General features: G+C 34.7%; 10 protein-coding genes and 1 pseudogene. 4 read left to right on the top strand and 7 right to left on the bottom strand.

From position 1 onward, the window contains the following. Positions 1–486: 486 nt before the first annotated feature. The 4 genes from AC0VX7_RS03100 to AC0VX7_RS03085 all read right to left on the bottom strand — a co-directional run bounded on the left by AC0VX7_RS03100 (position 487) and on the right by AC0VX7_RS03085 (position 6,156). Positions 487–1,314: a hypothetical protein gene (locus AC0VX7_RS03100; RefSeq protein ID WP_475426625.1), complete on the bottom strand. Its 828-nt coding sequence runs from the start codon at positions 1,312–1,314 to the stop codon at positions 487–489. Between the two features lie 427 nt (positions 1,315–1,741). Further along, on the bottom strand, positions 1,742–2,872 hold the full coding sequence (locus tag AC0VX7_RS03095) for a hypothetical protein (protein WP_475426624.1): 1,131 nt from the start codon (positions 2,870–2,872) through the stop codon (positions 1,742–1,744). A gap of 150 nt (positions 2,873–3,022) precedes the next feature. Beyond that, positions 3,023–4,888, bottom strand: coding sequence for an NACHT domain-containing protein (locus tag AC0VX7_RS03090; RefSeq protein WP_475426623.1), 1,866 nt, complete (start codon positions 4,886–4,888; stop codon positions 3,023–3,025). Between the two features lie 32 nt (positions 4,889–4,920). After that, complete coding sequence (locus tag AC0VX7_RS03085) at positions 4,921–6,156, bottom strand: hypothetical protein (protein WP_475426622.1); 1,236 nt, start codon at positions 6,154–6,156, stop codon at positions 4,921–4,923. Positions 6,157–6,455: 299 nt separating this feature from the next. Between AC0VX7_RS03085 and AC0VX7_RS03080 the strand changes: the two are divergent. The 4 genes and pseudogenes from AC0VX7_RS03080 (at position 6,456) to AC0VX7_RS03065 (ending at position 12,731) form a co-directional block, all read left to right on the top strand. Next, positions 6,456–9,208, top strand: a pseudogene (locus tag AC0VX7_RS03080) (type I restriction endonuclease subunit R). A 110-nt stretch (positions 9,209–9,318) separates the two neighbouring features. After that, positions 9,319–9,903 (top strand): restriction endonuclease subunit S domain-containing protein, encoded by a 585-nt coding sequence (locus tag AC0VX7_RS03075; RefSeq protein ID WP_475426621.1) that lies wholly within the window; start codon positions 9,319–9,321, stop codon positions 9,901–9,903. A gap of 25 nt (positions 9,904–9,928) precedes the next feature. After that, a complete protein-coding gene (locus AC0VX7_RS03070; protein ID WP_475426620.1) occupies positions 9,929–11,482 on the top strand; it encodes a type I restriction-modification system subunit M in 1,554 nt (517 codons plus the stop codon). A 7-nt stretch (positions 11,483–11,489) separates the two neighbouring features. Continuing rightward, complete coding sequence (locus AC0VX7_RS03065) at positions 11,490–12,731, top strand: restriction endonuclease subunit S (protein ID WP_475426619.1); 1,242 nt, start codon at positions 11,490–11,492, stop codon at positions 12,729–12,731. Between the two features lie 192 nt (positions 12,732–12,923). Here the strand turns inward: AC0VX7_RS03065 and AC0VX7_RS03060 are convergent, their stop codons facing one another. The 3 genes from AC0VX7_RS03060 to AC0VX7_RS03050 form a co-directional block, all read right to left on the bottom strand. Then, complete coding sequence (locus tag AC0VX7_RS03060) at positions 12,924–13,049, bottom strand: hypothetical protein (protein WP_475426618.1); 126 nt, start codon at positions 13,047–13,049, stop codon at positions 12,924–12,926. A 79-nt stretch (positions 13,050–13,128) separates the two neighbouring features. Continuing rightward, the gene (locus AC0VX7_RS03055; RefSeq protein ID WP_475426617.1) at positions 13,129–15,336 is read right to left on the bottom strand and encodes a S8 family peptidase; all 2,208 of its coding nucleotides are present in this window, start codon (positions 15,334–15,336) and stop codon (positions 13,129–13,131) included. 5 nt (positions 15,337–15,341) lie between these two features. Beyond that, positions 15,342–16,484, bottom strand: a complete 1,143-nt coding sequence (locus tag AC0VX7_RS03050; RefSeq protein WP_475426616.1) for an AAA family ATPase — start codon at positions 16,482–16,484, stop codon at positions 15,342–15,344. Between the last annotated feature and the right edge of the window lie 201 nt (positions 16,485–16,685).

The following is a 16,685-nucleotide window of genomic DNA, read 5'->3' as shown; positions in this document are numbered from 1 at the left end:
AATTAAATCTTATCTCTAAGCTTCAAAAGGACCACTTACATTGTGTTCAATTTCCCTCGCACAACATGGCTGCTATAATCACTTATTTGCTATACTATAGAGTGTATAGTAGAATGGTTAATCACTACAAATGGAGGTGTTGATTCGCATATGCAGTGTTGTTGCGTCGCAGTGTCCTTGTTAATCTCTTACTGGATGTTCCAAGTCAGAAATGTCGCGTGGATAAAGCTTGACAACAGTTCACCAATTTCCCTCACAACAATTTCTATGAGGCATATATAATATAACATAAATAGATATTTTTCCCAAACAATATACATACTCTACTACTTTTACACAAAAAATGTTAAACAGAAGGTATAGACCACTCCATATCTTCCGAGAGATTTATAAACGTAATTAAGAGACTTACTTTGATATGGTGGAAACAAATTACACAGCACATCGTTCCCTTTCAAGAAAAAGCTTCCGGAATTGATCAGCGTTTCAACAAAACTGCATGTAATAAAGTTCCTCAAAATAACGATCCTGGAACTTCTTATTCAAAATCCCGGTAAAATAAGCGATCGGGTTCTTCACTTCCACCTTCGACTTCAGCTTCCGGACGAGCTGTCTGAAGGAGTCAAGGGACAGTGATAACAGGAGATCCGTGTCCTTTTCAAAGTTGTTACGGTAGGCAGCGACCATGCTCATCCGCCAGAATTCCTCGATCGACTTTGCAGCTGGGTAGAAGTATTTTACAAGATTGACGAAATCACCTGGAACACGGTCACTGACAAATAGGTGCTCTTCCGGTGCTTGTTCAGCAACGGGTTTTACCTCCTGAATTTTGGATGATTGTTCTTCAGCAGCCTTTTCTTCACGTTTATTATTCTTTTTTATGTTAGTTTCAGAAGGAATGATAGTTTTATATTGGTGGCTCAATTGAACGCCATCCGGTAGTTCATTCATCGGGAAACGATTGAACACATACAGGTTGCTAGACTGTGAACCGTTCTTGCGCGCAGTCTCATATATAGTGAAAATACCAATTTCACTTGCCTTCAGGATCATCCTTTTAAAAGTAGAACGGGAAATCCCCATTTCCCCATACTCCTCATAAATCGCCTTCAGGACCGTCCCAATCTTGGCATTCGCCACCCCAGGAACCTTCGCAGCAAAACGAGCCAGCCTCTTCATACCAATCAACTCACCCTTACTGAAAAAACGCTTCTTATCCGCCATCCACATCTCAAAATGATTATTAAACTCCTTCAAAGAACCAAACTGTGAATACTCCGCAAAACTCTCAACAACCGCCGATTTAATTGTCATGCTAATGCACCACCCTTTCACCCTTTATATATGGATGAATGGGTGGAAAGGACAGGGTAGGAAGCGTGGGATTGTGGTGGTTTTGTGAACAGTTAAATAGGAGATTTAGAGGGTAGTTGGCTGGTTGGGGTAAAAAAAACGATAAGCAGTGTGGACTGCTTATCGTTTTTTTGATTCTAGAGCATCCAATCACTCTGCAAGTATGCTAATTACTAACTTACAATTGCATACTGCTAGTTTAACCTCGAGTCCGTTTGGCAATTCAACATTTTATTACCACTTTCAACCAAAAACCGTCCCTATGCCCAAATGTGACTCTTGATTATAATGGCTTCTAGCTATTAGCAAAGAGCTAGATGTACATATCATTATAGTTTATGAGAAGCTGTAGCCGTTTACTTAGTCTGTCTAAAGGTCAGATACCTTTTTATCGATTTACCCTTTTATGCATTTCCAGATAAAGATTCTTATCCCTTTCTAACATATTAGTATTTATCCCTAAATAACCTGCAATAGAAAGGATGATTAATATAAAACTCAAACCTATCTGTGACACATGAAAGAATACCCAATATATTGAAGGGAAACTAGTGAATGAAAAGTTAAAAACAGAAACTGAAAAACTAAAAAATAAGTAATTTATGAAATCATCTTTCTCAGTGGATATAGCCACAATATTTTCATTTAGAAAAGTTTGATCTGAAAATTGTGCTAAGAAAAAGTATATGGCTGAGTATAATATATTCATCTCTAATAGAGAGTGAACTGCAAGAGATACTCTAGAGGATTTTAATAGCAAGGAATTTCTCCATCCGTGAATGTAAAATTCATGCTTATTATCTCTTGAAGTGAAAATTTTTTCCTTAACCTCAACAATGTCTTTATAAAAAGCTAATATTACCTCTATTATCCGAGAAAGAGTTCTAAAAATTATTAATGAATTTATACTATATATTAAAAAGGGGATATCAAGTATATAAGTGATTATGCATATAATTGATATAAAGATAGACAACATTAGGTTTCCCCAGTTAGATAACTCTATAAAAAATTTGTTTTTTATTCTTATGGTATCCCACGACTTTAAACATATACCCTTTCCATCTTCGTCTCTCAAACATGCTTCATTACAATCAATATGTCGATTGTTCACTTGTGAATTTTTTATATCACTTTTGAACCATGAAGCATATATATAATCGGGGGATAACAATGTGAGAAACACTTTTTCAAATCTTCCATAATGATAATAAAAAGGTTTGTTTTCAACTTTATAAAATGCCCAATAATGTAGTAAATACGCGATTAAATTATTAATAAAAAATGCAATAAATACACCACAGAAAAAGAGTAGGATATCAAAGTCCCGATTACTATTGAGAATACTCTTTAGAAACAAGAATTGACCACATATAATAGCTAAAAAGAAAATTATAGAACCTTTTTTATATTTATTAATTTTATTGAGCATCATTTGTAATTGAACAAACTTATTAATATCTTTGTGGTCAAACTCTTTGTTGATGAGTGTGTTATACATAATATCTTGAGTATCCATTAAAACCTCATTTAATAATTTTCAAATATTTTTTTATATCTAGATGATTTATTACAATTAAATAATTTCAAGAGACAGCGTGAGGATTCCGGTGCCTCTCAAAAGCAGTTTTTAGTATTTATGAAATGGTGGAACGGTCTACTTAACCTACTAATTAAGTTCAAATAAATGATTTAAAATGTTATCCTGATCATTATGCTTCTCTTCTAGCTTCTTAAGAATCTCCATTGCATATTTATAATTTGATATATATGTTTGGGAATGTAATAAGAAGTCTTCAAAAAGCTCTTCATGGGCTTTTACCTTATCAATCCTAATACTATATGACGGACTATATTCGTTTTCCTCCCCGTACTTCTCTATTATATCCAATCTATTATAAGTTTTATTAGTTTCTTGATATGGGTAAATACTAGCGTATTTTTTTGCTACGTAGGAGACTAACTCTACATAATATTTCTTACCGTTAGAATCATAACCAAAGGTAACACAATCCCAAGGTTCCTCAATCCCATCAATATCACTACTCATTAAACTATAGTCTACACCATAAGTCTTAAAGGCAGAAACCATATAATTGTAATAGGTAATGTTTGGATCACTAGCCTCAGTACTTTCTTTTACTTCTCGTAACATTGGTATTAAAAAAACTTTCTCAAATTTTTGTCTATCCATTTCAATTATTAAGTCGATCACACTGTCAGTAGCAATTGATGCAAATCTCTGTTTAATTAATTTATAAATGATATCGTAAAGCTGTTTATCTGGTAAGCTCAAAATGAATTTTGCTGTAAAAAACTCCTGAAATGACCTATGTTGAAACTTATATTTAAGCCCATCTAAAAAAAGTAAACAAATAGATTCTACCAAATCAGTAATATAATCTTCTGAATTAAAGTCTTGTATCTTAGTTAGCTTTTTTGAATTATCTATATATCCTTTAAGAGTTACTAGGTCGAACGATATTTTAGAATCAAAGTAACTTAGTACCGACAAGGAAGAGAGTACTCTAACAAACTCTTCATATCCAAGTTCCTTTTCCGTCCTTAGCTTTCTTTTTAACCCCTTAGTCCCATCATGTCTCGCATATAAAACTTCAAAAGCTCTAGCATAAAAAATATGAACCTTCTCTGGTATTTCCGCAAACTCCTCATAAGTCAGGAGCATAAGATTTAATAATAAGGGGTTTGATGCAAAAGATGTATGTTTATCAAAAAGAGATTTATTTAGTTCTTCTAAAAATTTCTCCTTAGTTTCTAAGTTATATGTTAAATTCTCCACCAATTCCAAAGCTTGCTTTTTTTTGAGAGGTAAAAGTTTATAGTCTGTTGACCTACTCCATCCATTATAAAGCGTATTATTTTGTCTTGAAGAAAGTATAAAATGGTTATTATCAAATCTGTCAGTTAGGGAAATTATATCCTTTATTAAATTTTCTCTTCGCTCATCAATTACTTCATCAAAACCATCCATCAAGATTAAAAATCTTCCGCTTTCTAACGACTTGATAAAATACTCCTTTTCTAGGTCGAACTTCAATTCACATAAACTCTTATAAATACAATCCATTAGGTTTATGCTTTCATCATTTAATGACTTTAATTCTACAAATATTGGTATTAATGCTGTTTCAGTTATTGCTTTAAGGAAGAAGGCTTTAAATAAAGTAGATTTTCCACTTCCTCCACTGGCAAGGATAGTAATAAACTTATTATTTTGTAAAATAGAGCCAAAATCCCGAGTATTAATGATCTCTCCTTGACATTCTAACTCCATATCAACAAAAAATTCGAATATTGGTACGGTCTTTTCTCTATATAAAATCGTTTTAGTAAATCCATATTTCTTAACACCAGTAGCAAGATAGTTTTCAAATGCTAATCCAGTTTTAATTTTCAACCTATTATATTGATCTGTACCTATTTTATGAATGCCGTTAATCAGTTTGTCTACATTGCTTTTCACTAATTCACTAAGAAACACGTTTATATCAAACTCTTTTGTTTGATTTGTCATATTTTTCAACTCTTTTCTTTTCTTTTCTTAATTTAAGTTACTTTAACCGCCTCACAAGATTCATACAACTTATCCAGTGCCTTGATTTTAAATTGGCTTTTTATACTCTCTATAAATTGAGTATCATTCAACATTTCATATGTAATATCTTTAAAGTCACATTGAAGTTCCATTTTCGTAATGAGCTCCTCTGCACTAGGAATAAATTTACTTATTTCTTCATCAATATACTCTGTGGCATCTCTTTTGGAAGGTTTGTTGGTTAGAATAATACCTTTTAAATCATTAGGTGGATTCTTCATAATAACTGGAACCAGAATTTTTGATATTTCTTTCTTAGTATGAGCTAATTCCTTTTCTAATGAAGCTTTGACTTTTTCTGAGAATTTACTAATTTCTAATTTAATCTTGTCAACCTCTTTAAGAAATACCTCTTTATTCTTTAATAAGATTACTGAACCTAGTCGCTTGCCCAAGGACCTTGTATATGTCTTCCTTAGGTGTGCGACTTTATCTTCTATTTCTTTTCCTGATAACTTACTGTTTTCGGTTATCAGCTTATATGTTGCTTTTAATTTTTCTTGTACTACTCTGTCACCACTAACTGCCAAAAGCTTAGAAGGTATATTAATCGTCCTTCTTCTTAAACCCATTCCAACTAAACTTAACTCAACAAACTGGAAATAACCTGTATAAACTTGAACCTGCCTTTCCAAATCAAACTTCTTTGGTGGCCTCATTTCTAAATCCTGTATTGCTACTTTTAAATCTTGTTTCCTATATTCTTCCGGCTTAAATTCAACTGTTTTATCTTCAATTGTTGAATCAAATATAGTGATCTGTTGACTTCTTTCTGGATTTAATTCATATATTTCATCAATCAATTCAAATGCTTGATCAACGGTTACATTGATACCATTCAGTTTAACTTTATGGTCATCTTCGATAATTAGTGGTATAGGTGAAAAAATCCATGCATTTCCGTCAACAATTACTATCCCTAATCTAATTGAGTCTACTTTACTTACCTTAAAACCATCATTTATCAGCATCTCAACAGATTCTATATCCCCATATCCCAACCTACAAATGTTAGGATTAGAATCAATTATGATTTTGATATTATGTGAAGGGATTCTTTGCTTAATTTCTTGAAAAACTTTCGCTACTTCAATTGTCAATCCTGGAGCAACATATATAACGCTCCCTGTTGCAGCTTTCAATTGATTTACTAAAAAATAAGTATTAACTGTATTGAAAATACCCAATTTAATCATCCTTTGTTTTGTTATAAGGACATTCGAATTCCTAATTATTTATATTTACTTTTTTCGACAAGTTCTTTTCTATATCCTTCCAAATCACCACGAAATTCTAACTTTCATGGAGTTTGTCAATCTTTAATCACATATTCAGATCCTAAGGTATTATCTTTGAAAAATCCGGTATGTCAATATTCCTACATCGCCTCAACAAACAATTTTTGGGAAAACCTATCAAGAAATGAAACCAAGCCCCCAATTTTTAAGTATAATAAAAACAAGACCATGGCAAGGAGGGTATATGCATGGGATATCAATCTGAAGCGGCACTTGAAAAGAATTTACATAGTCAGCTTGTGAATCTTGGTTATCAAGCAGTAAAGATTGCCGACTATGAGGCACTATTAGCTAACTTCAAGCAGCAGCTAAATACATTCAACCAACATAAGTTAAACGGACAGCCGTTAACTGATACAGAGTTAAGAGAATTCTTACACTCATTGAAGGAAAAAGCATTTACGATTCAGCAAAAATCCTGCGTGACAAATTACTAATTGAACGTGAAGACGGTACGCAGTTATATGTGGAGCTCATGAATACAAAAGACTGGTGTAAGAACTTGTTCCAAGTAACGACACAAACAACGGTGAAAGGCACCTATATCAATCGTTATGATGTGACGATCCTGATTAACGGGCTGCCACTTGTTCAAATTGAACTTAAGCGACGTGGCCTAGACTTTAAAGAAGCGTTCAATCAGATTCAGCGATATCGTCGGCATACTTTCAATGGATTGTATCGTTTCTTGCAAATCTTTGTCGTGAGTAACGGAGTGGATACTAAGTACTTCTCAAATTCCGACTATGACATCCAGTTTGGCTTTACGTTCTTCTGGACGGATGAAAACAATGAGCTAATTACGAACTTACAGGATTTTGCGAGAGCGTTCATGCAGCCATGCCATCTAGCAAAAATGATCAGTCGCTATATGGTTATCAATGATACGGACAAGGCCTTGATGGTTATGCGTCCATACCAGGTGTATGCCGTAGAGGCACTGGTAAAACGGGCAACGGAAACAAATAATAACGGCTACATTTGGCATACAACCGGTTCGGGTAAAACCTTAACCTCTTTTAAAGCCGGACAAATTCTAGCCGATGAGGAAAGTATCTCAAAAGTATTCTTCCTCGTTGACCGTCAGGACCTGGACAGCCAGACAATTGCAGAGTTCAATAAGTTCCAAAAAGGTGCTGTGGATAGGACAGACAAAACCGAGATTCTGATAGAGCAAATTCAGAATCCAATGAAGCGGTTCATTGTGACTACAATTCAGAAAATGAACAATGCAATCAAGAACCCAAAGTACGCTCACATCATGGAGCCATATAAACAGGAGCGTGTTGTTTTCATCATTGATGAATGCCATCGCAGCCAATTTGGAGACATGCGCAAGGAAATTGATCATCACTTTAAAAATGCCCAGTACTTTGGGTTTACAGGAACGCCAAGGTTCAAGGAGAACAAGAGCCAGGACGGCCGCACCACTGCTGACCTTTTTGAAAAGTGTTTACATTACTACCTTATAAAAGATGCAATTCGTGACGGAAACGTATTAGGTTTCTCAGTAGAATATATTCGTACATTCAACGCCAAGATAAATGAAAATGATAAAACCAAAGTACCGGGAATTGATACAGATGAAGTTTGGCATGATGAGCGCCGCTTAAATCTCGTTGCTGACCACATCATTGAAAATCACCAACGACGTTCGAAGAGCAAAGGTTATTGCGCCATGTTTGCAGTCGATTCCATACCTACGCTGATTAAATACTACGATATTTTTAAGTCAAAAGATCACAACCTGAAGATCGCCGGTATCTATTCATATGGGCAAAATGAGGAAAGCGATGGAACAGGCGAACATTCTCGTGAAGCGCTTGACCGTATGATTGATGATTATAATGAGATGTACGACACAGACTACTCTACAGAAACATGGGATCGTTATTTTTCTGACGTATCAAAAAAAGTAAAAAATGCACAAATCGATATTCTGCTAGTCGTAAAAATGTTCTTGACCGGATTCGATAGTAAGCCGCTTAATACTCTCTATGTTGATAAAAACATGGTGTATCATGACCTGTTGCAGGCTTACAGTCGTACGAACCGTGTTGAGAAGGCGACCAAACCATACGGAAATATCGTTTGCTACCGCAACTTAAAAGAAAATACAGATGAGGCGATCAAGTTATTCTCTCGAACTGACAATGTTGATACGGTACTAATGGGGAGCTACGAGGATTACTTAGATGCATTTAGAGAAGCGGTGAAAAATTTACGTGAGATTGCAGTCATTCCCGAAGAAGTTGACGAACTGGAGCGAGAAGAAGATAAACGAAGCTTTATCGTAGCATTCAAGAATGTAACCAAATTCCTTCAACGCTTACAGTCATTTTCTGATTTTGAGTTTAACGAAACAGAGCTGACAATATCGCAGCAATCATACGAGGATTACAAGAGCAAATACTTCAAGGTATACGAAGATTTCAAGCGTAGCGAAGTGCCAAAAGAATCGATCCTACACGACATCGACTTCGAGTTGGAACTCATGCACACAGATAAAATCAATGTCAGCTACATCTTAAATCTAATCGCCAACCTCAACACTGAAAATGATGAGGAACGCGACAGAGAGATTCGCTTCATCAAACAGGAACTGGATCATGCATCAGATCCTAAACTGCGCCTGAAGATTGAACTGATTAAAGGGTTCCTGGATAAGGTCGCACCGACATTAGCTAAAAATGAATCGGTGATTGATGCATACAACCGTTACGAAGAAGAAATGAGCGATCATGAACTCGCTATGTTTGCAAAAACAGTTGATATTGAAGACAGCGTCTTGCGCGAACAGGTTTCAACGTATGAGTATTCCAATCTAATTGAGAAGAATGCAATCATGGATTCTTTATCAGGTTCGTTCCTAAAAAAGAACAAAGCCATCAAAGCGATAACTACCTTTATCCGAGACTTTACTGAAAAGTATGGAGCCTAATTCTGAAGAGCGCTGATCAAGCGTTCTTCTCTTTTATGATATTTTTAAAAATATCTATTCCTCTCTATTTAGTTGTTATGATATATTTAAAAATATCAAGGAGGTGTGTGATGAAACTTGGCGAAATCGCGGAAGTTACTCAGGGTGCGTTTGTAAACCGTCTAGAAACCTTTTCTTCTGATGTTGTGACATCAAAAGTTAAACCACTTTCTTTAAAGGAATTTAATCAGACACTTGGCTTAACCTACCGTATTTCAAAAGAAAAAAATGTGGTAATTACTGTACCGAAGGATAAGTTGACACCTCAGCTTTTAACCGATTCGAATAGTCTTATTCTACATACGCAAACACAGAAAATTGCTTTGTTACCTGAGAAATACAATGGGTTATTGCTAACAAATAACTTTATCAAAATCCAATTAGCTAGTAATGTCGATGGAGCTTTCTTTGAGTGGTACTTTAATGAACATCCATTTATCCAAAAACAGTTGGCCATATTATGTGAAGGTACAGTGACTCCTTTATTGAAATTATCCAATGTTAAAGATCTAGAAATTGTTTTGCCACCTGTCCAACAACAGACTATCATTGGCAAAATCGCTCAGCTAAAAAAGCGAAAAGCTGCATTGATGGCTGAAAGAACAAATTTACAACTGGTGTATATCCAGCAAAAACTCATTCAAAGTATGGCTTAAAAAGCTATTTTAGGAGGAATCTTCAATGACTTCAAGCGAAAAACAACGCCTTCAACAGGCAGAACTACATAAAAAATTATGGGCTATGGCAAATGACCTGCGTGGCCAAATGGATGCCAGCGAATTTAAAGATTATATTTTAGGATTGATATTCTATCGTTACCTTTCTGAAAAAGTAGAAGCACGCGCAAATGTATTGCTAAAAGAAGACAATATTTCATATACTGACGCATGGAAAAATAAAGAATACCGTGATGACCTGGCTGAGTACTTAATTGATGAATTAGGCTATGTAGTCGAGCCGCAATTCCTATTCTCTCACTTCCTGGAAGAAATCAAAAAAGGTGCAAATGGAAGCTTCGATATTGAAATGCTTCAAAACGGTGTCAAAGCGATTGAATCCTCTACTTTAGGAGCAGACAGCCAGGATGATTTCCAACATCTATTTGATGATTTGGACTTAACCTCCTCTCGCTTGGGACGTACAGTCAAGGATCGCACAAACTTAATCAGTAAAGTCATTGTGAACATCGCAGACATTCCCTTTTTACAGGACGATGTTGAAATCGACGTTCTAGGCGATGCTTATGAATACATGATCTCTCAATTCGCAGCAAACGCTGGTAAAAAGGCTGGCGAATTCTATACTCCACAACAAGTTTCAAAGATCTTAGCTAAAATCGTCACTGCAGGTAAAACAGAAATTCGCGATGTATATGATGGCGCATGCGGTTCAGGTTCATTGCTACTTCGTGTAGGTAAAGAAGCGAAGGTACACAAATACTACGGACAAGAAAAGGTATCAACGACATACAACTTGGCTCGAATGAACATGTTGCTGCATGACGTACCGTATACACGATTTGACATTCGAAATGCGGATTCATTAGAAGAACCTCAACATATCGATCAACGGTTTGAAGCAATTGTAGCCAATCCTCCATACTCTGCAAAATGGAGCGCCGATGACAAATTCACGGAAGACGAACGCTTTAGTGCCTATGCAAAGCTTGCGCCAAAATCAAAGGCAGACTTCGCTTTCATCCAGCACTTTATTCATCATTTAGATGACAACGGTACGATGGCAGTTGTATTGCCACATGGAGTCCTATTCCGGGGCGCCGCAGAAGCAGCAATTCGTAAGCATCTAATTGAAGAAAAAAATTACTTAGATGCAGTAATAGGACTACCATCAAACATTTTTTACGGCACAGGCATTCCAACATCCATTCTAGTATTCAAAAAATGCCGTAAGCATGACGACACTGTACTATTCATCGATGCATCCAATGAATTCGAAAAAGGTAAGAACCAAAACCATTTATCAGACGAACATGTCGAAAAAATCATTACAACATTCCAAAGCCGTGAAATAAATGAAAAGTACTCTTATGCAGCAACATTAAAGGAAATTAGAGAAAACGACTATAACCTAAACATCCCTCGTTACGTGGATACGTTTGAAGAAGAAGAACCGATTGATTTAAAATCAGTGGCAGAACGTTTGAAGGAAATTGATGAAGAAATTGCGGAAGTGGATCGGAAGTTAGAGAAGTATTTTAGAGAGTTGGGGGTGTAAACTTAAAATGGAACAAAAACCAACTTTAAGATTTAATAAAGAGATATACTGGAAGCAATATAATCTAGGATCTCTCATTACAAAGATTGAAACGGGCACTAATGAATTAGGTAAAGAAATTACAACCGGTTTCCCCTTATTGAAAATGGGGAATATACAACTTGGAACTTTTGATTTATCCAAACTTGAATATCTAACGAAAAAACAGTTCCAAAGTTCTAAAAAGTATATTGCTAAAAATGGAGATTTCTTATTTAATACACGGAATACATTAGCATTAGTTGGTAAAGCAGCAACTTGGACAATCGATAATAAAGATTTTATTTTCAACAATAACATTGCTCGTATTAGTCTCGATGATTCAATAATAAATAGTCACTTTTTAAATTATTTATATACAACTCCTTTTGTTTGGTCTCAAATTAAAGCAAGAGCTGTTGGTACCACCAGTGTTGCTGCAGTTTACCCAAGGGATTTAGAATCAGTAAAATTATTTATACCAAATTTAGAAGAACAAGAAAAAATAACTACTTTATTCAACCATCTTGATTCAAAAATTCATCTTCAACAAGAAAAAATCAAATTACTGAAACAACAGAAAAAAAGTTTCATGAAGAAAATTTTTAGTCAGGAATTACGTTTTAAGGATGAAAAGGGAAATGAATTCCCAGAGTGGAATAATATATTCATTAATGATGTGTGCGAAGTTGGTTCCTGTACAAGAGTTCATCAAAAAGACTGGACCTCAAATGGCATACCATTTTATAGAGCACGAGATATTGTTGCTATTAACAATGGTGAAGAAACATTTCCTTTGTTTATTTCTGAGGAAACATATAAAGAAAAATCATCTAAATCAGGAATTGTAAAAAAAGGAGATGTAATGATTACTGGAGTTGGAACAATAGGAGTACCCTATTTAGTAAAGGATGATGATCCTATATACTTTAAGGATGGGAATGTTGTCTGGCTAAAAACTTCAAAGCAAATAAGTGGTGAATTTTTATATTACACAATGCTATCACAAGAAGTTCAGAATTTCATTAAAACTACTTCTGGGTTGGGAACTGTTGGAACATATACAATAGATAACGCAAGAAAAACACCTATCAGACTTCCTAGTATTGATGAGCAGAAAAGAATTGTATCATTCTTGGATACGATATTTAAAAAAATACAAATCGAAAACAACAAATTACATCAATTAACTGAACAAAAAAAAGCTTTCATGCAACAAATGTTTATGTAATCAAAACAGCACCTTCCACTATTAATGGAAGGTGCTTGTATTTTATTAGAATCACTTTACCTTTTTTGACACCCTCTATAATCGCTCTTTATTTATTATGTTAAGTAACTTTTACCTAGAGCCTGCAAAAACAAAGGATTTATTTTCTTACCACGGATATTTCCCTGAGAAGAGTATTTTAAATATATTCTATTATTCTTCTTTATCTTTTTTTATAACTATCTGCTTTAAGATGTCCACTTTTGTTGTATCTTTTTTTGAAGTTCCTTCACTAATTTCAAACCCTTGGTGTTTGATTTTGTTACTATCTTTCTCCATAATCTCACCTCATGTTTTAAGTCTTTATTTTGTTCTACAAGGTTATTTATATTATTTTTCGGCAAGGTATTCTCGAATATCATTGATATACATTAATAGTATCTTGTGGGTCTTCAACAGAAATTAATAAAGCAAAGTCTTGCTCATATTCGTCTGGCACGTCCCATCGATGAGACAAACGTAATTGTATTGACCAAAGCCCACCGGAAAAACTTCTTTCAAATTCCTTTTCAATTCTAATGACAGGGAAAAACTTCTTCTTATAAGAGGGTTCTAATAATTGAGATAATGGTATGCTAACTTCTTTCTCTTCTCCATCATCACCAACCTTAAATAGATTCATATTTAGATGAGTTAGAGAATAATCCATTTGTTTTCTTCGATCTGTAATAGGATTCCAAACTAATGTAATCCTTAACTTTAGCTTCTTTCTTCCCCCTCTAGTGGTATCATTTGCTAGTATAGACGGTACCCAAAATGGTAACTTAACATATGTTTGTTGAGGCACAGCCCCTTCATAAACATAGGTGGCTTTGCTTTTCAAAGATTCTAAGCAATATTGCAAGTTAGGAACTCCAAATCCAATATGCTCAAGTTTATTCGTACGGGCATAAGTATTTATTTCGTTGGGATGAGCAGAGAAATGCAGCAGAAGCCCTTTTATTAAATTTACTGAAGCGTCAGGTATCTTATCAAAAAGTTCCGCTGCATAAGACGAAACTAAAGGTGCAGCAAAGCTTGTTCCAATATCATATGAAAGGTCTCCAGGGTTCTCCCCTAACGCAACAGAATATATTCTTTTATCGGCGTTCCCGTTTATCGTTACATTCCCACCATCCACTACAATATCAGGTTTTAAAGTACCAAAAGAACCAGGTCCTCGTCTGGAAAAAGGGGATGGATGATTTAGCAATCCTAATGCCCCATTTTCTGACTTCGTCGCTACAGATCCTACTGTAACTCCTAAAAAGTTTTCACCTGGTGGTAATACTCTTGTAGCATCATCAGAATAGTAATTTGGGTAAGGATTCTGCACCATTTTCTGGTACAATGAATTAATATTACCTGCTGATGTGATAAATAATACATCCTTCTCCTTACTTATTGCATCTAATTCAGACGCAATCCGTGTAACTTGTACATCACTTAAAGTTGTTGCATCAGTGTTTGGGTCCACAAATCCTAATGATAAATTATACACCCTAATTTCCTGAAAATAATCCCTTACTGTTTGTCTAATAACATTTATTAGTTCTGATTCACTCATTCCTACAATATTACCACTTTGATCTTTTCCAAAAACCCGAATGTCCAGAACTTTCACATGAGGAGTAAGTTCTCCTAAAACTAATTGGTCTTCAACATCCTCTCTATAAATCACCCGACTAGCAACAAAACTGCCATGATACGTATTAAAATCATCTGCAGCTATTGCATTAAATCTATTAAGAATATAAGGGTCAAAATATTGATTCCCCTCAATAGTCCCAGTATCAAAAATACAAACTTTAGCATCACCCTCTATTTCTTTTATACTCAGGTTCTGCATATTATCTGCATTTGGTTGATTCATTGGCAATGTAATTCTGGGTGAAATATCGATCGAACGAATAGAATCAAAATTCTGTGCTAGAGAAATTATGCCTGCCTTATTAGTTTCAAGCTCAACTACTACACTTCCAGATGCATGTATATAGGATGACTTCAATTTTCCACTATCACCTAAGAGTTTTTCGCATTGCTGAATAAAGCTAAGCTCAATTACTTCCCTTGGTAAATCACTAAAAGATTCAATTGTGACATCAATATTGTCAGTTATCTCTTGACTATCTACGATGGTTCTAAGTTTAGGACTCAGCTTTTCGAAACTATCTATATTATTTAATTCTTCCACAAATGAAAAATAACTCTTTCCTGTATGTTCATCTGTTTCAGCATATTGTCGAAGCCTAGAAGATAGCGAAGGGATATTATCTTTCATTATAAATCCATATCCCGTTGATTCATTAACTACGTCTAACACCGTTATCTGAGCATTGTTTTGAAGGTTTTTAAACCTATCTTTTATTTTCTCCCCAGGTGCTAACTTAATTTCTAAGAACGCTCTATCCTTTACTACATCACTTGTTGTATGTATTCTTTGGTTTATAGTTCTTAGACCATTAATGAGGGATTGACCATGAGTATAATAATCATTCCTTCTATATGAGCGACCTCCCCCATCAAAATCAGTATTCCTATTAATTACACTTTCTTTCGATATTCTCAAATGAGGTCTTTTCTTCATATATCTCAATCCTCCATTTCTTCTTTAAACCTTTTGTGAAGAGTAGATTTAGGAATTTTCATCAATGAACTTAAATATGAAAACGAAAAAACCTTGCTTTGGTTTCTTAACTTTTTGGATAGAATTACCCGTAGTTTTTCTGGTGTGTCTTCTATATTTAAATAGTGAATTAATTCTTCAGTAACTAAGCTATAATAATTATATTTGCTTTGAACTGCCCATTTCCTTATCCCATTCTCTATAACTTGAACTAATATTGCTGGTGATAGACCTTCTGAAATATCTCCCCATAATTTTATCCAACTATCATCTGTTTTCATATTCAGCTCTAATAAGCGTGATTTAATTATAGAAATCCGTTCTGTCACTTCCGGAAGATTAAATTCAACTATAGAATCAAACCTCCTCCATAAAGCAGCATCTAATAAATGTGGATGATTTGTGCAAGCAATTAAAAGTGAATCTGAGGGGAATTTATCTAAGTTTTGTAACAAAGAGATCACAACTCTCTTTAACTCACCCAGCTCCTGTTGGTCATCTCGCTTCTTTCCAATAGCATCAATTTCATCTAGTAAGAGAATGCATTTATTTTTTTTTGAAAACTCGAAGATTTCTTTTATATTTGCACCTGTTTGACCTAGATAAGATGAGACCAAGGTATCGAATCGAATATAAGCTACTTCATAACCTAGGGAATTTGCAATTCCATAAGCAGTAAAAGTCTTTCCAGTACCGGGCGGACCATGAAACAATATTTTGTTTTGTGGTGTTAAATTATGTTTTGCTAATTTATCTTTCTTTCCCCATTGTTCAATCAGAGAATTTATTGCTCTTTTAGTCATTGATGGCAATTCAATTTTACTCAAGTAAACATTAGACTTTTCCAAGCTAATTATGTCATGCCTCTGGGGAGGAACCTGCTTATTAATACGATTATTTTCTAAAGGAGTAATAGCAAATGAACTAGGTAACAAGTCAGCGTTATTTTTTTCACCCTCTTTTAACGCCTTTCTCATTAAACTAGCAACTCGGAAATTTTTCTTACTTTCTTCAAAAGCAATCAGCTCATTACATTCTTGGATAAAACCCTCGTTATCATTTCTACTAAAAGCAGCAATTAAACTAACTAACATTTCGCCTCTACTCATTCACACACACCTACAATCCTCGTATCGTGGACACAATCCACTGCTGTTATTATCTATATTAACCATTACATTTGTACATAACAACTTTTTTTCATTGGATGTGGACGAAATAATATTACTGAGGCGTTCTCTTTTCCCACTAAACAAATGCCTTCTCCAATAAAATGAAGGTGAAAGCCTACTTTTAGAAGACATAGAGAC

The sequence above is a fragment of the Mesobacillus sp. QJM3NY_10 genome (assembly GCF_056173465.1).
The sequence above is the reverse complement of the archived record's forward strand: the minus strand, read 5'-3'. Positions and strand labels throughout refer to the sequence as shown.

Coding starts and splice junctions, on each gene's coding strand:
- AC0VX7_RS03100 (WP_475426625.1), bottom strand. CDS start 1,314: ATGACAATTAAATCGGCGGTTGTTGAGAGTTTTGCGGAGTATTCACAG.
- AC0VX7_RS03095 (WP_475426624.1), bottom strand. CDS start 2,872: ATGGATACTCAAGATATTATGTATAACACACTCATCAACAAAGAGTTT.
- AC0VX7_RS03090 (WP_475426623.1), bottom strand. CDS start 4,888: ATGACAAATCAAACAAAAGAGTTTGATATAAACGTGTTTCTTAGTGAA.
- AC0VX7_RS03075 (WP_475426621.1), top strand. CDS start 9,319: ATGAAACTTGGCGAAATCGCGGAAGTTACTCAGGGTGCGTTTGTAAAC.
- AC0VX7_RS03070 (WP_475426620.1), top strand. CDS start 9,929: ATGACTTCAAGCGAAAAACAACGCCTTCAACAGGCAGAACTACATAAA.
- AC0VX7_RS03065 (WP_475426619.1), top strand. CDS start 11,490: ATGGAACAAAAACCAACTTTAAGATTTAATAAAGAGATATACTGGAAG.
- AC0VX7_RS03060 (WP_475426618.1), bottom strand. CDS start 13,049: ATGGAGAAAGATAGTAACAAAATCAAACACCAAGGGTTTGAAATTAGT.
- AC0VX7_RS03055 (WP_475426617.1), bottom strand. CDS start 15,336: ATGAAGAAAAGACCTCATTTGAGAATATCGAAAGAAAGTGTAATTAAT.
- AC0VX7_RS03050 (WP_475426616.1), bottom strand. CDS start 16,484: ATGAGTAGAGGCGAAATGTTAGTTAGTTTAATTGCTGCTTTTAGTAGA.